This is a genomic window from Streptomyces sp. NPDC037054, assembly GCF_055606745.1.
On sequence record NZ_JBVJSJ010000006.1, the window covers coordinates 318,812 to 338,867 of the forward strand.

The following is a 20,056-nucleotide window of genomic DNA, read 5'->3' on the forward strand; positions in this document are numbered from 1 at the left end:
TCAGACGGGCGGGTCTCATCGGTGAGTCGTCGCACAGCAGGGGCAGTGACATCGGCCCTTCGCGGTCAGAGTTCTCGGTTCGCCCTGTGGAAGACCTTGTTTCAGTGCTATGGGCCTCGGCTTCGATGTCGTCGTCATTCCTGACACCGAGGCCGAAGCCGCAGCCGATTTCACCGCGGAGGCCTCGGTGTGACCTGCTACGTCACGATCACCCTCACTCGCGAGCAGGGCTGTTCCCGGGGCGGTTGCCTGCCGCCTGGGGGCTGCGCAAGTAGGCCACGATGCGCTGTGCGCTTACTGGGTGAGATGTCCGACAGGAGGGTGGGGGACGCCCGACCTGTACCTACGGGAGAGCCCCGTATCCGCCAGGCCGAAGCGTCATGCGGGACTTCGGACCGTCCCGGCTGTAGCTCGTCCGCCCGGACCAGAGGACTGCGCGAGGACCTGGTGGCCCTCCTGCACCACCGGCTGCTCACCGAGCAGTGGCCCGTGCTGCGGCGCTTGATCGGTCCCTACATCCGCGAGGTCTGGGAGGACGCCTTCCCCGAGCTGCTCCGCACCGCTCCGGCCGACACGATCGCCACATGAAGCTCACTCCGCGCCACAACGTCTCCTCGCCGACATCCTCGACCTCGGCTCCCCCTACCCTCTGGTCCTCACCGGCGGATCCGCCGTGGCGCACGGAAAGGTGACGCGGGGGCGGACGCCGCGGCTTGTGTGGACGAGGGCGCGGTACTTCTCGATGTCGCCTCTGGCGAGGAGCCGAAGGCGTACTCGTCCACGCCGAGAACGCTTCGACTCGGGGGCCGTTGAGGCGTGGTTCTTCGGCTGTACGTGGACGGTCATCGTGCCTCCCTGGGGCGGTGCGTGGAGGCACGTTGTCCGTGTGCAGCGTAGTTTCCCGCATCCGATACCTCATCAGGAAAGTCAGCATCCGGTCAGCATGAGTCGCCGGGATTTCCCGGCGGATTGCCTGAACAGGCGCCGGTGCGGCGCGAGAGCTCAGGCGTGAAGCTGTCTCGCCCGAGCGGAGCGATGTTCCTCACAATCTCCGACCGGCGTGTCCCGGTGTACAGTCGAGACCGCCCTTGACCTGCACAAAGCAGGCAGGGAGCCGTCCTCCAGGAGTTCGACATGCTGCGAACCATGTTCAAGTCCAAGATCCACCGAGCCACCGTCACCCAGGCCGACCTGCACTACGTGGGATCGGTGACCATCGACGCGGAGCTGCTCGACGCCGCCGATCTGCTGCCCGGCGAGCTCGTGCACATCGTGGACATCACCAACGGCGCCCGCCTCGAGACGTACGTGATCGAGGGGGAGCGCGGGTCCGGGGTCGTCGGGATCAACGGGGCGGCCGCCCACCTCGTCCACCCCGGCGACCTGGTGATCATCATCAGCTACGCTCAGGTGACCGACGCCGAGGCGCGGGCACTCGAACCCCGGGTCGTCCACGTGGACCGCGACAACCGCATCGTGGCCCTGGGCGCCGACCCGTCCGAGCCGGTTCCGGGTTCGGACCAGCAGCGCAGCCCGCGGGCCGTCACGGTCTGACGGGCCACCCGACGCAGCGCACGAGCGCACGAGGAGCGTGCCCATGAGCGACATCGAGATCCGCGACGACCGGGCGGCGGGCCGCCTGGAGGCGGTGACCGGCGACGAGGTCGTCGGCCGCATCGAGTACTTCGTCCTCGAGTCGCCGGGGCGCGCCCTCGTCCCCGTCCACACCGTCGTCGAGCCCGCCCACGAGGGGAAGGGCATCGCCGGCTCCCTCGCCCGCGAGCTCTACGCCACCGCCGCGCGCGAGGGAGTCCCCGTCGCCCCGCTGTGCCCCTACGTCGTCAAGTGGGCCGAGCGGCACCCCGACGAGGCCCCGGCCGCCGACCCCGAGCTGCTGCGCGCGGCGAAGGACTGGCTCAAGGCGCACCCGGACCGGTTCTGAGCCCGGCCGGCGGGCCGGCGGCACTGGCCCTGCTGCACACCTCGCCCGTCCACGTCCCCGTTTTCGACGCGCTGCGCGACCGGCACCACCCCGGCCTGGAGCTGCGGCACGTCGTGGTGCCCGAGCTGCTCGACCGGGCCCGCCGCGACGGGACGTCGGCGGTGGCGAGTGAGGTGCGTGACCTCGTGCGGCAGACGGTCGCCGCCGGTGCGCGCGCCGTGCTGTGCACCTGCTCCACCCTCGGCGGAGTCGCGGAGGCCGGCGCCGGCGACGTCGGCGTGCCCGTGCTGCGCGTGGATCGTCCGATGGCCGCCGCCGCTGTCGCCCTCGGGCCGCGCGTCGTCGTCCTCGCCACCCTGGAGAGCACGCTCGGGCCGACGCTGGCCCTCGTGGCGGAGGAGGCCGCCCGCTCAGGCCGCCCCGTCGAGGTGCGGACCCGGGTACTGGCCGACGCCTGGCGCGCCTTCGAGGCCGGCGACCCCGAGCACTGCGCACGCCTTGTCGCCGACGCCGCCGACACGATCACCGACGCCCACGCCGACGCGATCGTCCTCGCCCAGGCCTCCATGGCCCCGGCCGAGCGGCTGGCCACCACCTCCGTGCCGGTGCTCTCCAGCCCGCGCCGGGGGCTCGCCGCCGGGGCGCGGGCGGCGGCGCGCCCGTAGCCGCGGCGATAGCCCAGTGGGCCCCCGCGCTTCATGCCGTCGTGTGACTGGCCGCTCCGCGGTCGGGTAGGCGGGGGAGTAGTCCAGGGCCGAAGTCGTCCGACTGGCTGGAGGACACGATGACGAACCCGTTCCCGGACCCCGTACCGCCGGGGCCCACCCCGGGCCCGGATCCGAAGGATCCGGAGCCCGCACCCAACCCCGTGCCGAACCCGGAACCACCTCCCGGTCCGGAGCCCACCCCGCCCCCACCCGCGCCCCAGCCGCCTGACCCGACACCGGGACCCGGCCCCGGCCCCGGCCCTGGTCCTGTGCCCGGCCCAGGGCCTGGTCCTGGTCCTGTTCCGGGCCCCGACCCGTCCCCCATCCCCCCGGGCCCGGAACCCGTCCCCAACCCGGAACCCGGCCCACCGCTGTCCTGAACCCGAAGGACTACGGCGACCGAAGGGAACGGTGGGCGACCGTCAAGGTCGCCCACCGCCACGCCAGGGGGCCCGGCCCCTGCCCCGGCACGCGCGGCACCGGCACGTGCACGGGGCCATGCGTCGGACTACTGGCCCGCCACCTCCGACCGGTCCCCGCCCCACAGCGTGTGGAACGACCCCTCCCGGTCCACCCTCCGGTACGTGTGCGCGCCGAAGAAGTCCCGCTGCCCCTGCGTCAGCGCCGCGGGCAACCGCTCCGCCCGCAGCGCGTCGTAGTACGCCAGCGCCGCCGCGAAGCCCGGCGTCGGCACGCCCTGGCGGGTCGCGGCGATCAGCACCTCGCGCCAGTCGTCCTGCGCGTCGGCGATCTCCCGTGCGAACGTCTCGTCCGCGAGCAGGCTCGGCAGGTCGGGCCGGGCGTCGTACGCGGCGCGGATGCGGTCCAGGAACGCGGCGCGGATGATGCAGCCGCCGCGCCAGATCGAGGAGACCGCGCCGAGGTCGATGTCCCAGCCGTACTCCTCGCTGCCCGCGGCGATCTCGTGGAAGCCCTGGGTGTACGACACGATCTTCGACGCGTACAGCGCCTGCTCGACGCGGTCGGCGAACGCGCCCGCCTCCGACCGGCCCAGCGGCGACGCCGTCGGTCCGGCCAGCCCTCGCGAGGCCTCCCGCAGCGCCGCGTGCCCCGACAGCGAGCGGGCGAAGACCGCCTCCGCGATGCCGGACACGGGGACGCCGAGGTCGAGGGCGATCTGGACGGTCCAGCGGCCGGTGCCCTTCTGTTCGGCCTGGTCGACCACCACGTCCACGAACGGCTTGCCCGTCGCCGCGTCCACGTGGGACAGCACCTCGGCGGTGATCTCGATCAGGTAGGAGTCGAGCCGGCCCGTGTTCCAGGTGCGGAAGATCTCCGCGATCTCGGCGGGGGAGTACCCGGCGACGTCGCGCAGCAGCTGGTACGCCTCGCCGATCAGCTGCATGTCGGCGTACTCGATGCCGTTGTGCACCATCTTCACGAAGTGGCCGGCGCCGTCCGGGCCGACGTGCGTCACGCACGGGGCGCCGTCGGCGGCCTTCGCGGAGATCTTCTCCAGCATCGGGCCCAGCGACTCGTACGACTCCTGCGAGCCGCCCGGCATGATGCTCGGGCCGTGCAGCGCGCCCTCCTCGCCGCCGGAGACGCCGGTGCCGACGAAGTGGATGCCCTGCTCGCGCAGTTCCCGCTCCCGGCGCCGGGTGTCCGCGAAGTGCGCGTTGCCGCCGTCGATGATCATGTCGCCGGGCTCCAGCAGCGGCGCGAACTCCTGGATCACCGCGTCCGTCGGCTCACCGGCCTTCACCATGACGACCAGGCGCCGCGGGCGCTCCAGCGCCGCCACGAACTCCTTGGCGGTCTCGGCCGCGACGAACTCGCCCTCGCTCCCGAACTCCTCCACGAGCGCGCGCGTGCGCGCGGGCGTCCGGTTGTGCACGGCCACCGTGTAGCCGTTGCGGGCGAAGTTCCGGGCCAGGTTGCGGCCCATCACCGCGAGGCCCGTGACGCCGATCTGCGCTGTAGTGCTCATACCGCCTGCTCCTAGAGATGCGTACAGGTCCTCGGGACCATGCGAAAACGTGGTGCCGGTCGTGCGCGTCAGTATGGCCGCTCGGACCATCGTGACGTGCCGGTGTGCCCACCGCACGAGCACGGCCCGACCGGACGGCCGGCCCGTACGGGATCCAGTACGCGCGAGACCCGCTCCGAGCCTCAGCGACGCCCGGCTCAGGTCGGGCCAACATAGGCGGATTCCCGGCCACTTGGCGTGAACGGTAGGCCGATTGCCGCCTTGTCACGGCATGTTCGCGCCGCTTACTTTTGCGGCTCCTGACGCATGTCGATGGGGGGCTCCATGGCCGCGCGCGGCCGGCACCGCCGGTATCAGCCGAACAGGATCAACCGCGCCTCACTCACCGTCACGGCGGGCGGCGCCGGAATGGCCCTTCCGCTCATCGGCACCGGCACCGCCCAGGCCGCCGACCTGGAGACCTGGGAGAAGGTCGCCGCCTGCGAGTCGACCAACGACTGGGACATCAACACCGGCAACGGCTTCTACGGCGGCCTGCAGTTCACCCAGTCCACCTGGGAGGCCTACGGCGGCACGGCGTACGCGCCGCGCGCCGACCTGGCCACCAGGGACCAGCAGATCGCCGTCGCCGAGAAGGTGCTGGACGGTCAGGGGCCGGGCGCCTGGCCGGCGTGCTCCGAGCGGGCCGGGCTGACCAGGGGCGGCGACGCCCCCGACGTCCGCCCCGCCGGCGCCCGCGAGCAGCGCGACGCGGCGCCGCGGGCCCAGGCGGACGTACGGCCGCAGACCACGCCGCAGTCCCGCGTCGGCAGCACCGAGATGTACACGGTGGTCCGCGGCGACACGCTGTCGGGGATCGCGGAGGAGCGGCAGGTCGAGGGCGGCTGGCAGCGGCTCTACGCCGCCAACCGCAAGACGCTCGGGCCCGACCCGGACCTGATCCTGCCCGGACAGCGGCTGTCGCTGCGCGCCGGGGCGACCGAGGCCCCGCCGAAGCGGGCCTCCAAGCCGTCCGAGTCGCGGGAGTCCGACGCCGCGCGCCGCGCCGAGCCCCGGCCGAAGCCGTCCGCCGACGACGACCGCGCGAAAGACGCACGGACAGAGGCCCGGAAAGAAGCCCGGAAGGACAGCCAGAAGGACAGCCGGAAGGACCGCCGGGAGGCCGCGCCCAAGGAGAGCAGGAAGCAAGCCTCGCCCGAGCGCGCCGACCGCAAGGCCGGAACCGGCCAGTCCGTCGTCGCGCCCGTCAGCGCCGCGCTCGGCACGCCGTACCGCCAGGCGGGCTCCTCCTGGTCGAAGGGCTACCACACCGGCGTCGACTTCCCCGTCCCCACCGGGACGTCCGTGAAGTCGGTCGCCTCCGGCCGGGTGGTCAGCGCAGGCTGGGGCGGCAGCTACGGCTACCAGGTCGTCATCCGGCACGACGACGGCCGCTACAGCCAGTACGCCCACCTGTCGGCGATCTCCGTGCGCGCCGGGCAGACGGTCGGCGCGGGGCAGCGGATCGCCCGCTCGGGCTCCACGGGCAACAGCTCGGGCCCGCATCTGCACTTCGAGGTGCGGACCGGGCCCGGCTTCGGCAGCGACATCGACCCGGTGGCGTACCTCCGGGCCGGCGGCGTCAGGATTTGACACGCACCCGGTGCCGGTCCATCACCAGCACCGGGATCCACGGACCTCCGTAGATCGGTGTGCAGTGGAACGGGCCGTCGTCGTGACCGGGCCGGTCGGCGGCGGCGTCCGACGCCCCGGTCACCGCCGCCGGCACGAGCTCGTCCGCCGCCTCCGTCACCGCCGCCGCGGTCACCGTCGCCGGTAGGAGAGTGTCCTCGGGGCCCGGGAGGACCGCCGGTACGAGCGTGTCGTCGAGCGGGGCTCCCACCGGGTGCGCGGGCTCGGGGAGCAGGGCCGGCAGACCCGTCTCGGCGGACGCTGCGACCGGCGCGGACGCGACAGGCGCCGACGCCGGTGCCGGACCCTCGCCGTCCGCCGTGGTCTCCGGCAGTGCCTTCGGCAGTGTCTTCAGCGGCTTCTTCGGCGGTTCCTCCGACAGCGTCTCCACCGCCTCGGCGTCGCCCTCCGTCCGCGCGATCCGTTCCGTCGTCAGCAGGATGAGGCCGCCCGCCGCCACGACACCGCAGCTCAGCGCGAGCGCCGTGCCCGTCGTGCCGTACCGGAAGGTCTCGCCGAACATCGTGATGCCCACCGCCGCGGCCACCACCGGGTTCACGACGGTCAGCGTCGCCAGCGGGGCCGCGAGGCCCGCGCCCCGGTAGGCCGCCTGCGACAGCAGCAGTCCCGCCGTCGCGAACACGCCGATCGCGGCCAGGGACGGCAGGTCGCCGGCCGACACGCCGCCGGTCCAGTCGACGGCGACGGTCTTGGTGAACACCGAGGACATGCCGAACGCGATGCCGGAACCGACCGCGAGCAGCACACTGCGCACCGCCGGGTGACGGTGCGCGGCACGGGCCGCGATCATCAGCCCCGCGACGACGCCGGCGGTGACGATGCCGACGGCCACCCGCTGGGCGGTGGCGAGCGACTGCGCGTCGGCCGTGCCGACCAGGGACAGCAGCCCCGCGAGGCCGACGGTCGCCATGACGGCGCCCCGCCACGCCGCCGCGCCGGCCCTGCGGCGCACGAACAGCGCCGCCATGGGCAGCGCGAAGACGATGGTGAGCGCGCCCAGCGGCTGGACGAGGCTCAGCGGGCCGTAGGCGAGGGCGACCACGTGCAGCAGACCACCGAGGCCGTTGAGCGCGACCGCCGCCCACCAGCCGGGTCGGCGCAGCGGCGCGTACGTCTGTCCGGAGGACACCGCCACCCGCTCCTGCACGATCGCGCCGCCCGCGTAGGCGACGGCGGACACGAGTGAGAGGAGCACGGACAACGCGAGGGCGCTCATCGGCTGCTCCTCTGCGTGAGGCGGGGGCTCGGGGCCCGACGCGGCGAAGGGTCGTCTGCCATGGAGAACACGATGCCGTGCCGGCTTCTTCCCGTCGTCGTCCCTGAGGCGTCAATGCGTCCTACTGCCGATGGAGTACGAATCGGGCGCCGTCCTCCCCAGGGTGGGTACCGAACGCGCCAGGCCCCAGGGGGTTTTCCCTCAGTGTCCCTGGTACTACTGCTCTGCGTGGATCCCGATTTCGCCCCCCACCGAGCCCCCGACCGCACCCCGGACACTGCCCCCGACCGCACTCCGTGCCCGGCTCCGGCGCTCGACGCCGGACTGGCCGCCCTGCACGCCCTCGGCGGCTTCTTCGTCCTGCGAACGTCCGAGGACCCCGCCCGTGTTCCCGCGCTCGCCGAGGCATACGGAGCCGTACCGGGCGACGTTCACCGCGACCCGCTCACCCGCCGCGTCCGCAAGGTCGGCGCCGCCCTGCGCGCGCCCGAGCCGCGTGTCGCCGCGTCCGTCGCCCAGCAGGGCCTCGCGGCGCGGCTGTGGTCCGTGGCTCTCGGCTGCGCCGCCCTCCACGGCGCCGTCCCCGACCTGGACGCGCGGCTGTTGCGCTGGGACCCCGACGCCTCCGCCCCCGACGACCTGTGGCTGCCGCGAGTGCGTCCGCTGCCGGGTGACGCGCCGACCCTCGCGGAGGTCGTCGTCGACGGTCACCTCGCGCCGCTGAACGCGGCCCTGCGGGCCCGCTACGGCCTGGCGACCGGACTGCTGTGGGGCAACGCCGCGTCCGCCCTCGCGGGCGCCGCCCGGGAACTGGACCGCTGGGCCCGTGTCCAGGGCCGCCCCGACACCGCCGCCCGCTCCCGCGCCCTCGCCGCCGACCTCCTGCGCCACCCCCTGCTGGCCGGCACCGGCACCCTGACCGGAACGTCGTTCCGCCGCCGCAGCTGCTGCCTCTACTACCGCGTCCCGTCCGGCGGCGTCTGCGGCGACTGCTGCTTCCCACGGCCCCCGCGCCCTTCCCCCCGAGCCCCGTCTGAGTGACCATGAAGTGGCCAGAAGCGTGATCGGACGGCGGCGACAAGGGGTTGCGGGTGCGCGTCGGACTGCTGACCCGGGAGTACCCGCCGGACGTGTACGGCGGCGCAGGCGTCCACGTGGAGTTCCTCGCCCGCGAGCTGCGGCCCCTGGTCGACCTGGCCGTGCACTGCTGGGGCGAGGCCGGCTCCCTCGACGCGACGGGCGTCCTGCGCCACCGGCCCTGGCCCGCGCTGGACACCGCCAACGACGCCCTGCGCACCTTCTCGGTGGACCTCGCGATGACCGCCGCCCTCGCGGGCAGCGACCTCGTCCACTCCCACACCTGGTACGCCAACCTCGCCGGACACCTCGGCAAGCTGCTGTACGGCATCCCGCACGTGATGACCGCCCACTCCCTGGAGCCACTGCGCCCCTGGAAGGCCGAGCAGCTCGGCGGCGGCTACGCCCTGTCCGGCTGGGCCGAGCGCACCGCGATCGAGTCCGCCGACGCGGTGATCGCCGTGTCCGGCGCCATGCGCGAGGACATCCTCACCTGCTACCCGGCGCTCGACCCGGCCCGCGTGCACGTCGTGCACAACGGCATCGACACCGCGCTGTACCGGCCCGACCACGGCACCGACGCGCTGGACCGGATCGGCATCGACCGGTCCCGCCCGTACGTCCTCTTCGTCGGCCGGATCACCCGCCAGAAGGGCGTGCCGCACCTGCTGCGGGCCGTGCGGGACATCGACCCGGCCGCGCAGGTCGTGCTGTGCGCGGGCGCGCCCGACACCCCCGAGATCGACCGCGAGTTCCGCGAGCTGTACGAGGAGCTGAGCCGGACCCGCGACGGCGTCCACTGGATCCCGCGGATGCTGCCCCGCTCGGAGGTCGTCCAGCTGCTGACGCACGCGGCCGTCTTCGTCTGCCCCTCCGTCTACGAACCCCTCGGCATCGTGAACCTGGAGGCGATGGCCTGCGGCACGCCGGTCGTGGCGTCCCGGGTCGGCGGCATCCCGGAGGTCGTGGAGGACGGCGTGACCGGGGTACTCGTGACCGCGGACGAGTCGGACGCCGCCTTCGAGGCGGGCCTCGCCCGGGCGCTGGACGCGATGCTCGACGACCCGGACAAGGCCCGGCGGATGGGCGGGGCGGGACGGGAGCGCGCGGTGGAGGAATTCGGCTGGGACGCGGTGGCCCGCCGCACGGTGCGGCTCTACCGGGAGATCCTCGGACAGGCTTAGTCTGCCCGGCCCAGGGGCAGGCATGGGGCAACCAGGGTGAGGGGAGCGGCCATGCGTCGTGGTGGTCCTTCGGTGCTCGGCATCGTACTGGCGGGCGGAGAGGGCAAGCGCCTGATGCCCCTGACCGCGGACCGCGCGAAACCCGCGGTCACCTTCGGCGGCACGTACCGCCTCGTCGACTTCGTGCTGTCCAACCTCGTCAACGGCGACATCCTGCGCATCTGCGTGCTCACGCAGTACAAATCGCACTCGCTGGACCGGCACATCACCACCACGTGGCGGATGTCGAGCCTGCTCGGCAACTACGTCACCCCGGTCCCGGCGCAGCAGCGGCTCGGCCCGCGCTGGTACCTGGGCAGCGCCGACGCGATCCTCCAGTCGCTGAACCTGATCCACGACGAGCAGCCCGAGTACGTCGCCGTGTTCGGCGCCGACCACGTGTACCGCATGGACCCGCGCCAGATGCTCGCCCAGCACATCGAGAGTGGCGCGGGCGTGACCGTCGCCGGGATCCGGGTGCCGCGCACGGAGTCCTCGGCGTTCGGCGTGATCACGCCGGGCTCGGACGGGCGGACCGTGGAACGCTTCCTGGAGAAGCCCGCCGACCCGCCGGGCCTCGCCGACGACCCCGAGTCGGTGTTCGCGTCGATGGGCAACTACGTCTTCACGACGAAGGCGCTGATCGAGGCGCTGCACCGGGACGCCGAGGACGAGAACTCGGTGCACGACATGGGCGGTTCGATCCTGCCGCAGCTCACCGACCGCGGCGAGGCCGGACTGTACGACTTCAGCGCCAACCACGTGCCCGGCGAAACCAGCCGCGACCAGGGCTACTGGCGGGACGTCGGCACCCTCGACGCGTACTACGACGCCCACATGGACCTGATCGCCGAGCGGCCCGCGTTCAACCTCTACAACCGCAGCTGGCCGATCTACACGCACTCGTACCAGCTGTCGCCGGCCCGCTTCAACGCCGGGGGCATCGCGAGCGAGTCCATCATCAGCGCGGGCTGCCTGATCCGCGGCCAGGTGACCAGATCGGTGCTGTCGCCCGGCGTCGTGGTCGACCCGGGGGCGGTCGTGCAGGGGTCGGTGCTGCACGACAACGTGCACATCGGGCGCGGCGCGGTCGTGCGGGGCGCGGTGCTGGACAAGAACGTCGAGGTGCCGCCGGGCGCCACGATCGGCGTCAACCCCGAACGGGACGCCGCGCTCTACACCGTGTCCAAGGGCGGCGTGATCGCCCTCGGGAAGGGCCAGCGGGTGCCGTAACCCGCTCACGCGCGCAGCGGTCCGAGGAGTCCCGTCCCTGTCGAGGGCGGGACTTCTTCCTGTGTCTTGTCATGTCCCTGGACGGCAAGCGGAATCCGTGTTGTCATGCCAACTGCCCGTAGTGACAACGTTGTAGCGCCCAAGTTCGCACACAAAGCACCGTTCGGCACCACGTCAACCCCCCACCGAGTGTCAGGAAAACCGCCACCTCCCGCCAACCCCCAACACGGAGGATCTGTGCGCGTCAGACGACTCAGAACCAGGCTCGCGCTCCTGCTCGCCGCCGCCCTCGGCCTCGCGGGACTCACCGCCGCACCGTCCGCGTCCGCCGCCGACCCGGCGGCCGAGGCGCACGGGCTGAAGGGCGAGTACTACACGCAGTCGGCCCCCGGCGCCTTCGACTTCCACGAGCTGAAGGCCACCGGATTCGACCGGAACATCGACTTCGACAACCTGGAGCCGCGCCTGGCGTTCGCCACCGGCCGCTCCGACGACGCGAGCGTGCGCTGGACCGGCAAGGTCGTCCCGGAGAAGACCGGCCCGCACACCTTCTCCATGATCGGCGACAACGGCTTCCGCCTGTGGATCGACGGACGGCTCGCCATCGACCACTGGGTCGACGACTGGGACCGCGAACAGACCGCACAGCCCGTGGAGTTGACCGCCGGTACGGCCTACGACATCAAGGTCGAGTACTTCGAGCACTACGGCGGCTCCAACCTCCACCTGCGCTGGACCCCGCCCGGCGGCACCAAGCAGCCCGTCCCGCAGTTGGCGTTCCGCCTCCCCGACGGCTGGGACTACGACGGCGCCACCGCCGCGACCGTCCTCGCCACCGGCCGCACCCTCAAGCTCGACTTCGCGCAGCCCCTCGCCGCGCCCCCGGCCGGCCTCGCCGACCACTTCGAGGCGGTCATCGGCGGCGCCAAGTGGCCGCTCGGAGACGTCCGTTCGGACCCGGCCGACCCCACCGCACTCCTCGTCACGCTGGAACAGCCCGTCGTCGGCAACAAGACCGGCACCGCCCGCGGCACCGCCGACATCCGCTACGACGGACAGGGTGGCCTCGCCGGTACGGACGGCAACGTTGTCGGCGCGTTCTGGAGCAGCGGCCCCAACCACTCGACGTACCAGCTGCGCACCAAGTGGGCCGACGAGGTCGGGCCGGACAACGCCCTCCCCGAGTACCCGCGCCCGCAGTTGACCCGCACGCAGTGGAAGAACCTCAACGGGCGCTGGCAGTTCGCGGCGGCCGAGGCGGGTGAACAGCCGCCCGTGGGCCGCGATCTCGCCGAGCGCATCCTCGTCCCGTACCCGGTGGAGTCCCAGCTCTCGGGCATCGAGCGGCACGAGGACCGCATGTGGTACCGCCGCACCTTCACCGTGCCCGACGACTGGCGGATCGGCTCCGGCAAGCGCCTGAAGCTCAACTTCGGCGCCGTCGACTGGCGGTCCGAGGTGTACGTCAACGGCACGAAGGTCGCCGAACACAAGGGCGGCTACGACAAGTTCAGCGCCGACATCACCGACGCCCTCAGGCCCGGCAGCACGCAGGAACTCATCGTCGGCGTGTACGACCCGACCGACGCGTCCGGCGGTGAGAACCCGCCGCTCGGCAAGCAGCGCCTGGACCCGAGCGGCATCTGGTACACGCCGAGTTCGGGCATCTGGCAGACGGTGTGGATGGAACCGGTCGCCGCCGACCACGTCGACTCCCTGAAGCTCGTCCCCGACGTCGTGAAGCGGACCCTCACCGTCGAGGCGAAGGGCGTCCGGACCGGCGTGCCGGTCACGGCGACGGCGTACGAGGGCACGAAGCGGGTCGCCTCCGCCACCGGCCGTACCGGCTCGCCCCTGACCCTGACCATCGACGACCCGCGCCTGTGGTCGCCCGACGACCCGTTCCTGTACGACCTGAAGGTGACCGTCGGCTCCGACCGCGTCAGCAGCTACTTCGGGATGCGTTCGGTCGCCGTGGAGAAGATCGACGGCGTGCCGCGCACGATGCTCAACGGCGAGCCGGTCTTCCTGATGGCCACCCTCGACCAGGGCTTCTGGCCGGACGGCCTGCACACCGCCCCGACCGACGAGGCACTGGCCTACGACCTCCGGGCGCACAAGGAGCTCGGCTTCAACTCGGTCCGCAAGCACATCAAGGTCGAGCCCGACCGCTGGTTCCACTGGGCCGACAGGCTCGGCCTTCTGGTGTGGCAGGACATGCCCGCGATGACGGCCGGGGTGAACCCGTCCACCGAGGCCCGCGCCCAGTACGAGCGGGAGATGAAGGAGATGATCGACGAGCACGCCAGCAGCCCGTCGGTCGTCATGTGGGTCACCTTCAACGAGGGCTGGGGCCAGTACGACATCGGCCGCGTCGCCGAGCAGGCCAAGGCCTGGGACCCGACCCGGCTCGTCAACAACCAGTCCGGCCTGAACCTCGGCGCGGACGGCGGCGCCGGTGACATCATGGACGAGCACGGCTACCCGAGCCCGGCCCTGCCGCCCCACCCGGATGGCGAACGCGCCCTGGTGAGCGGCGAGTACGGAGGCCTCGGCCTGGCGGTGCCGGGCCACGCCTGGTCGGTGCAGCAGTCGTACGTCGACGTCGACCCGGCCACCTACACCGAGGACTACCTCGCCAAGCTCGACGAGGTGCGCGCCCTGGTCTGCAGGGGGAGCAACGGCGCCGTCTACACCCAGATCACGGACGTCGAGGGCGAGTTGAACGGCTTCCTCACCTACGACCGCAAGGTGCTCAAGCCCGACACGGCCCGCCTGAAGGCCGCCCACGAGGCGCTGATCCGCGACGCGTCCCGCGCGGCGCCCGCGGGCTGCCCGGCCACCGGAGGTGGGGACACGGCATGAGGAACGGCCCCGGCGCCCCGCGCCGGGGCACGGCCGGTGCGGCGGGCAGCGACGACCCCCCGCTGCCGCCGCACCGGCACCCGGGCCGCCGCCGCGCCGGCCACGGGCCGTCACGTCCGGTCGGCCGACGCGGGCGGCGTGTCCTACGACCGGGCGTATCCGACGGCGGACGTCCTGCCCCCGGTTCGCGCCCTCGCCCCTCGCCTCCGGCGCGCGGCCGTGGGAGTGGAGCCCCGCGGCCAACACAGCCTCGTCCGCGGCGAAGTGGGACCAGCGGCGCCACGACGCCGCCCCCACCCGGCGGTCCCACCGGGCCCGCCGGAGGGGCCGGACTTAATCTGCTGTTAACTGTGCGTAGCGTGATCGCGCTTGACCGTAATCGCCCCGGAGGGATTCACTGCTTGTCCACCCGTTGTCGAAGCGCGAGGCCAAGCCCTTGACTGCCGACCTGCTCGCCCCTCTCGACCTGGCGTTCTGGAACATGGAGTCCCCCGAGCACCCCATGCACCTCGGGGCACTCGGCGTGTTCGCGGCCACGTCGCCCACTGCCGGCGCGCACGCCGCCGACCTGCTCGCCGCCCGCGCGGCCGGCGTGCCCGGGCTGCGGATGCGCATCCGCGACGTGTGGCTGCCGCTCGCCCCGGCACCGGCCCTCGCGACCGCGTTCGGCGGCGCCGCCCGCGAGCCCGACCCGGACTTCGACCCCCTCGACCACGTCCGGCTGCACGATCCGACCGGGGACTTCCAGGCCACCGCGGGCCGGCTCATGCAGCGCCCGCTGGAGCGCGGCCGGCCGCCCTGGGAGGCGCACGTGCTGCCGGGGGAGGACGGCGCGTCCTTCGCGGTGCTGTTCAAGTTCCACCACGCCCTCGCCGACGGCCTGCGCGCGCTGACCCTGGCCGCCGCCGTCCTCGACCCCGTCGACCTGCCCGAGCGCCGCCCCCGCCCGCAGGAGCCCCCGCGCCACCTCCTGCCCGACGTGCGCAGGCTGCCCGGGATGCTGCGCGGCGCCGTGTCCGACCTCGGCCGCGCCCTCGACATCGGCGCCTCGGTCGCCCTCTCGGGCCTGACCGCCCGCCCCATTCCGGCGCTCACCTCCCGGCCCACCGGCACCCGCCGCACCGCGGGCGTCGCCGTCGACATCGACGACGTCCACCTCGTCCGCAAGGCCGTCGGCGGCACCGTCAACGACGTGGTGATCGCCGTCGTCGCGGGCGCCCTGCGCCGCTGGCTCGACGAACGCGGCGACGGCAGCGAGGGCGTCGCGCCGCGTGCCCTGATCCCCGTCTCCCGGCGCCGCCCGCGCACCGCCCACCCGCAGGGCAACCGCCTCTCCGGCTACCTGATACGGCTCCCCGTCGGCGACCCCGACCCCCTCGCCCGCCTCGCCGCCGTCCGCACCGCCATGGACCGCAACAAGGACGCCGGACCGCACCGCGGCGCCGGCGCCGTCGCGCTGCTCGCCGACCACGTCCCGGCGCTCGGCCACCGGCTCGGCGGCCCCTTCGTCGGCCAGGCCGCCCGCCTCTGGTTCGACATCCTGGTGACCAGCGTGCCGCTGCCCGGCCTCGGCCTCCGGCTCGGCGGCAACCCGCTCACCGAGGTGTTCCCCTACGCGCCCCTGGCCCGCGGCCAGTCCCTCGCGGTGGCCGTCTCGACGTACCGGGGCCGGGTCCACTACGGGCTGGTCGCCGACGCGCGGGCCGTCCCCGACCTCGACCGCTTCGCCGCCGCCCTCACCGACGAACTCGCGGAGCTGATCACCGCCTGCGACGCCGGGGCCCACGGATTTGGTGGGGCCGCCCGGCGCTGAAGTAAAATCCCCCGTTCGACAGCGGGCGCGACCGGAGCGCCGCGCGCGTGATCAGGGGAAACGACAGAGCGATGACCGTGACAGACGACGGCCCGGCGACCACGCACGAGGCGCCCGAGGAGCCGTACGGCCCCGGCATCGACCCGGAACGGCTCGCCGTCTGCCTGAGCGTGCTGGAGGAACTCGACAAGCTGGACGTCGACCACCCCGACGCGATCAAGGTGCGCCGGGCGACCTCGCACATCTACCGCACGGTCAAGCAGCGCCGCCGCCAGGAACGCCGCGCCGCCAAGACCGCGCACGACAGGGCGGTCACCGAGGCCACCGCGACCGGCTCCGCCGAGCGCATCGACGACGAGACCGAGGGAGTGCTGCCCTCGTCCCGCGTCGAGGAGGGGAAGATCGCGGGCATACTCCAGCGGCCCCGCTCCTGCTACGTCTGCAAGACGCGGTACGTCGAGGTCGACTACTTCTACCACCAGCTCTGCCAGAAGTGCGCCGCCGAGAACCGCGCCCGCCGCGACGCCCGCGCCGACCTCACCGGCAAGCGCGCCCTGCTCACCGGCGGTCGCGCCAAGATCGGCATGTACATCGCGCTGCGGCTGCTGCGCGACGGCGCGCACACCACGATCACGACCCGGTTCCCGAAGGACGCCATCCGCCGCTTCAAGGCCATGGACGACTCCGCGGACTGGATCCACCGCCTGGAGGTCGTCGGCATCGACCTGCGCGACCCCGCCCAGGCCGTGGCCCTCGCCGACCAGGTCGCCGAGCAGGGCCCGCTCGACATCCTCATCAACAACGCCACCCAGACCGTGCGCCGCCTGCCCTCCGCGTACGCCGCGCTCGTCGACGGCGAGAGCGCTCCGCTGCCGGCCGGTGAACTGCCCGCCCACCACGTCATCGGCGCCTTCGGCTCCGGCTCGGTCGACGGCCTGACCGCGCTGCCCGTCGGCGTCAGCGGCCTCGACGCGCAGCAGGTCGCCGAACTCGCCCTGGTCGCCGGCCACGCCAGCGTGGAACGCCACCGCGACGGCACCGCCATCGACGCGGGCGGCCTCCTCCCGGACGTCGTGGACAGCAACACCTGGGTGCAGACCATCGAGCAGATCTCCCCGGTGGAACTGCTGGAGACGCAGCTGTGCAACTACACGGCGCCGTTCATCCTGATCAGCAAGCTGCGCCCGGCGATGGCCGAGGCCGCGCGCCGGGCGTCGGCGGGACGCGCGTACGTCGTCAACGTCTCGGCGATGGAAGGGGTGTTCGCGCGCGGCTACAAGGGCGCCGGCCACCCCAACACCAACGCCGCGAAGGCCGCGATGAACATGGTGACGCGGACCAGCGCCCAGGAGATGTTCGACACCGACCGCATCCTGATGACCTCGGTCGACACCGGCTGGATCACCGACGAGCGTCCCCACTTCGACAAGCTGCGCCTCGCCGAGGAGGGCTTCCACGCCCCCCTCGACCTGGTCGACGGCGCGGCCCGCGTCTACGACCCGATCGTGCGCGGCGAGCAGGGCGAGGACCTGTACGGCGTCTTCCTGAAGGACTACGCGCCCGGCAAGTGGTGACCCGCCGGGGCCCGGGCGGTCCCGGGCGCGGTCAGTCGACCGCGCCCAGCCGGGAGTTGCGGGCCGCCACCAGCTCCAGCACCGTGCGCCAGTCCTCCAGCACCCCCGCGTCGAACGCGGCGCCGCGGCCCTCCTCGCCGGCCTGACGCAGTCCGAGGACGTCCTCGTCGGCCCGCGCGTCCGGGTCGGCCGAGGCGCGCACGAGCCCGGCGACCCGCTCACCGAGCAGGGCCCGCACGGCGTCCGCCGCCCGGCCGGCCCTCGCCCCCGCGTCGCCCTGCCCGAGCAGGGCGCCGACGGCCTGCACGAGACCGGCCACCTGGAGCTCCTTGTCGGCGGGCCGGCGGCGCAGCAGCGCGGCCGTCCGCAGGGCGTGGTCGTGCAGGTCGACGGGGGCGCCGCCGAGGTGCGCGGTGTCCCGCGTGCCCCGGCACGCGTACAGCAGGTCCATCAGCTCCTCGACGCTGCGCAGCTCCATGCGTCAGTCCTCCCGCGAGACAGCCGTTGTTCGTCACGCAGCAGACCATGGCGAGCTTGCGGTCCGGCCAACGGGATTTGAACTGCGCGGCCACGCCCACGTCCCCGTTCACGGGGCGACTCACGATGGTTACACCATGTTTTCAGCCCCATCGAGCGGGGCCCCGCTCATTTGGTTAGTCTGTAGCCCGACGGTCATCCGGCAGGGTGTCCGACACGTGAGGAGTGCGCGGTGACACCGGAGAAGACGAATCGCGAGCAACGCCCCAAGGAGCGCCCGGAACGCGCGGGGCGCCGCCCCGGCGAACTCGGCAGCCTCGACGTGTGGGCCCGGTCCGCCCCCATCCGGCTCGCCGGCTACGAGGACGACCTCGCCGAACCGCACATCCTGCCCAGCGTGGACTGACCGGCGGCGATCACGACCGGCATGGGCGTGCGAGACTCACACCCATGCCGATCAGGGAAGCAACCACCGACGACTGGCCGCGGATCTGGCCCTTCTGGCATCGCATCGTCGCCGCGGGCGAGACCTACACCTGGGACCCGGACACCTCCGAGGCCGACGCCCGCGCCCTGTGGATGAACCCGGCCAAACAGGTCTACGTCGCCGAGGACGCCCCCGGCACGGTCGTCGGCTCCGCCTACGTCACTCCCCACTACGGCGGCCCCGCCGCAGGCATCGCCAACGCGGGCTTCATGGTCGACCCCGACCACGCGGGCCGCGGCATCGGCCGCGCCCTCGCCGAGCACGTCCTCACCGAGGCCAGGGCCGCCGGCTACCGCGCGATGGTGTTCAACGCCGTCGTCGAGACCAACCCCGCCGTCCGCCTGTGGACGTCCCTCGGCTTCACCGTCGTCGGCACGATCCCGGACGCCTACGACCATCCCCGGCACGGTCGGGTCGGCCTGCACGTCATGCACCGCGCGCTGTAGTCACGCCGGCGGAGCGGTCCGCGGCCAGGGGCGCAGCTCCTCAAGCCGGGCGGCCAGGTCCAGCAGGTCCGCCTCGCGGCCGGGGAGCGCCACCAGCTGCACGGCGCACGGGGCGCCCGAGGGCAGGGTCCCGAACGGCACGGACATCGCGGGCCAGCCCGTCAGGTTCCACGGCGGCGTCATGGGCGAATACGCCGTGTTCGCCGCGATGTTGCGCAGCCAGCCCCGCTCGTGCCAGGGCCCGGCCGCGGGGGAGCGGCGGGCCAGCGCCGGGGTGAGCAGGACGTCGTACTCGGTGAGGAACGGCCGCAGCCGGTCGCGGAGCCGCTCGCGGGCCCGGCCGGTGCGGACCCGGCCCACGAAGCGCCGCCCGATCCGCGCGTGCACGCGGGTGCGGCGCGCCAGCAGACGCGGGTCCAGACCGGCGGCGTCCACGGCCGTGCCCGCCGTCCAGTGCGTCAGCGAGGTGACGGGCAGCGACGCCGGGTACGGCGGGTCGGCGCGCCGCACCTGGTGTCCCGCCCGCATCAGCACCCCGGCCGCGTCCCGCGCGGCGGAGGTGTACGGCCCGCTCAGCGGCACGCCGGCGAGAGGGCTGCGCAGCGAGAGCGCGATCCGCAGCGAGCCGGGCGCCGCGGCCTCCGCCTCGCCGGGCGGTTCGGCGCCGGCGAGGACCGCCAGCATCAGCCGCGCGTCCGCGACGGTCGTCGCGAGCGGGCCGTTCTCCGACATGCCGAACCAGTCGCCCTCGCCGATCCCTGCCGGGACGACGCCGTGACCGGGCTTGACGGTGACGAGACCGCAGTTGGCGGCGGGTATGCGCAGCGAGCCCATGCCGTCGTTGCCGAGGGCGATCGGCACCATCCCGGCCGCGACCGCTGCCGCGCTGCCGCCCGAGGAGCCGCCCGCCGTACGGCTCGGGTCCCACGGGTTGCGGGACGTGCCGTGCACGCCCTCCGTGGTGCCGAAGACACACAGCTCCGGCACGTTCGTCAGGCCCACGACCACCGCGCCCGCCGCCCGCAGCCGGGCCACCGTGACGTGGTCCTGCCCGGCGGGCGTGTCCGGGGTCGCGGCCGAACCGACGCGCAGGGACTCGCCGCCCACCGCCACGTTGTCCTTCACGGCCACCGGCACCCCGGCCAGCGGCAGCCGGTCCAGGTCGCCGCGGGCGGCCACCTCCTCGGCCTCGGCGAGCGCGGCCCGCGCCCGCACCACGCGGAACGCGCCGATCCGGCCGTCGAGCCGCTCGATGCGGTCCAGGTGCTCGGCCACCACCTCGCGGGGCGTGACCCGCTTCTCGCGGACGGCGGCGGCGATCTCGACGGCGGTACGGCCGACCCAGGTGGTCAC

At 73.5% G+C, this 20,056-nt stretch carries 17 protein-coding genes and 1 pseudogene; 14 read left to right on the top strand and 4 right to left on the bottom strand.

Translation table 11 applies throughout. The annotated features are described in order from the left end of the window. Positions 1–447 precede the first annotated feature (447 nt). From ACZ7D7_RS17075 to ACZ7D7_RS17095, 5 genes and pseudogenes are all read left to right on the top strand, one after another. On the top strand, positions 448–588 hold the full coding sequence (locus ACZ7D7_RS17075; protein ID WP_470825142.1) for a hypothetical protein: 141 nt from the start codon (positions 448–450) through the stop codon (positions 586–588). Positions 589–622: 34 nt separating this feature from the next. Beyond that, positions 623–697, top strand: a pseudogene (locus tag ACZ7D7_RS17080) (nucleotidyl transferase AbiEii/AbiGii toxin family protein); the annotation flags it as partial. Positions 698–1,134: 437 nt separating this feature from the next. Then, on the top strand, positions 1,135–1,554 hold the full coding sequence (gene panD / locus ACZ7D7_RS17085) for an aspartate 1-decarboxylase (RefSeq protein WP_470825143.1): 420 nt from the start codon (positions 1,135–1,137) through the stop codon (positions 1,552–1,554). Between the two features lie 43 nt (positions 1,555–1,597). Beyond that, positions 1,598–1,942, top strand: a complete 345-nt coding sequence (locus tag ACZ7D7_RS17090; RefSeq protein WP_470825145.1) for a GNAT family N-acetyltransferase — start codon at positions 1,598–1,600, stop codon at positions 1,940–1,942. Positions 1,943–1,965: 23 nt separating this feature from the next. Further along, the gene (locus ACZ7D7_RS17095; protein ID WP_470825351.1) at positions 1,966–2,607 is read left to right on the top strand and encodes an aspartate/glutamate racemase family protein; all 642 of its coding nucleotides are present in this window, start codon (positions 1,966–1,968) and stop codon (positions 2,605–2,607) included. A 550-nt stretch (positions 2,608–3,157) separates the two neighbouring features. On the opposite strand, the gene gndA is transcribed toward ACZ7D7_RS17095, so the two are convergent. Next, the gene (gndA, locus tag ACZ7D7_RS17100; RefSeq protein ID WP_470825146.1) at positions 3,158–4,600 is read right to left on the bottom strand and encodes an NADP-dependent phosphogluconate dehydrogenase; all 1,443 of its coding nucleotides are present in this window, start codon (positions 4,598–4,600) and stop codon (positions 3,158–3,160) included. Between the two features lie 324 nt (positions 4,601–4,924). Between gndA and ACZ7D7_RS17105 the strand changes: the two genes are divergently transcribed. Continuing rightward, positions 4,925–6,232 carry a transglycosylase family protein gene (locus ACZ7D7_RS17105; protein ID WP_470825147.1) on the top strand — a complete coding sequence of 436 codons (1,308 nt, stop codon included), beginning with the start codon at positions 4,925–4,927 and terminating at the stop codon, positions 6,230–6,232. Here ACZ7D7_RS17105 and ACZ7D7_RS17110 read toward each other — a convergent pair. Further along, a complete protein-coding gene (locus ACZ7D7_RS17110; RefSeq protein ID WP_470825149.1) occupies positions 6,222–7,508 on the bottom strand; it encodes a DMT family transporter in 1,287 nt (428 codons plus the stop codon). The two genes, ACZ7D7_RS17105 and ACZ7D7_RS17110, sit on opposite strands and share 11 nt — an antisense overlap. Before the next feature lie 324 nt (positions 7,509–7,832). Between ACZ7D7_RS17110 and ACZ7D7_RS17115 the strand changes: the two genes are divergently transcribed. The 6 genes from ACZ7D7_RS17115 (at position 7,833) to ACZ7D7_RS17140 (ending at position 17,293) form a co-directional block, all read left to right on the top strand. After that, positions 7,833–8,549 (top strand): (2Fe-2S)-binding protein, encoded by a 717-nt coding sequence (locus ACZ7D7_RS17115; protein ID WP_470825352.1) that lies wholly within the window; start codon positions 7,833–7,835, stop codon positions 8,547–8,549. 50 nt (positions 8,550–8,599) lie between these two features. After that, a complete protein-coding gene (gene glgA / locus ACZ7D7_RS17120) occupies positions 8,600–9,769 on the top strand; it encodes a glycogen synthase (protein ID WP_470825151.1) in 1,170 nt (389 codons plus the stop codon). 51 nt (positions 9,770–9,820) lie between these two features. Next, entirely contained in the window at positions 9,821–11,041 is a 1,221-nt protein-coding gene (gene glgC / locus ACZ7D7_RS17125; protein WP_470825153.1) for a glucose-1-phosphate adenylyltransferase, read from the top strand. Positions 11,042–11,278: 237 nt separating this feature from the next. After that, positions 11,279–13,906 carry a PA14 domain-containing protein gene (locus ACZ7D7_RS17130; RefSeq protein WP_470825154.1) on the top strand — a complete coding sequence of 876 codons (2,628 nt, stop codon included), beginning with the start codon at positions 11,279–11,281 and terminating at the stop codon, positions 13,904–13,906. Positions 13,907–14,342: 436 nt separating this feature from the next. Then, complete coding sequence (locus ACZ7D7_RS17135; protein WP_470825353.1) at positions 14,343–15,719, top strand: wax ester/triacylglycerol synthase family O-acyltransferase; 1,377 nt, start codon at positions 14,343–14,345, stop codon at positions 15,717–15,719. Between the two features lie 71 nt (positions 15,720–15,790). Next, positions 15,791–17,293, top strand: coding sequence for an SDR family NAD(P)-dependent oxidoreductase (locus tag ACZ7D7_RS17140; protein WP_470825156.1), 1,503 nt, complete (start codon positions 15,791–15,793; stop codon positions 17,291–17,293). A 31-nt stretch (positions 17,294–17,324) separates the two neighbouring features. Here the strand turns inward: ACZ7D7_RS17140 and ACZ7D7_RS17145 are convergent, their stop codons facing one another. Then, a complete protein-coding gene (locus tag ACZ7D7_RS17145) occupies positions 17,325–17,771 on the bottom strand; it encodes a hypothetical protein (RefSeq protein ID WP_470825157.1) in 447 nt (148 codons plus the stop codon). Between the two features lie 231 nt (positions 17,772–18,002). On the opposite strand from ACZ7D7_RS17145, the gene ACZ7D7_RS17150 reads away from it, so the two are divergent. Together ACZ7D7_RS17150 and ACZ7D7_RS17155 are read left to right on the top strand one after the other, a co-directional pair. Continuing rightward, on the top strand, positions 18,003–18,176 hold the full coding sequence (locus ACZ7D7_RS17150) for a hypothetical protein (RefSeq protein WP_184826938.1): 174 nt from the start codon (positions 18,003–18,005) through the stop codon (positions 18,174–18,176). 44 nt (positions 18,177–18,220) lie between these two features. Next, positions 18,221–18,703: a GNAT family N-acetyltransferase gene (locus ACZ7D7_RS17155; protein ID WP_470825159.1), complete on the top strand. Its 483-nt coding sequence runs from the start codon at positions 18,221–18,223 to the stop codon at positions 18,701–18,703. Here ACZ7D7_RS17155 and ACZ7D7_RS17160 read toward each other — a convergent pair whose 3' ends face one another. Next, positions 18,704–20,056, bottom strand: coding sequence for an amidase (locus ACZ7D7_RS17160; RefSeq protein WP_470825160.1), 1,353 nt, complete (start codon positions 20,054–20,056; stop codon positions 18,704–18,706).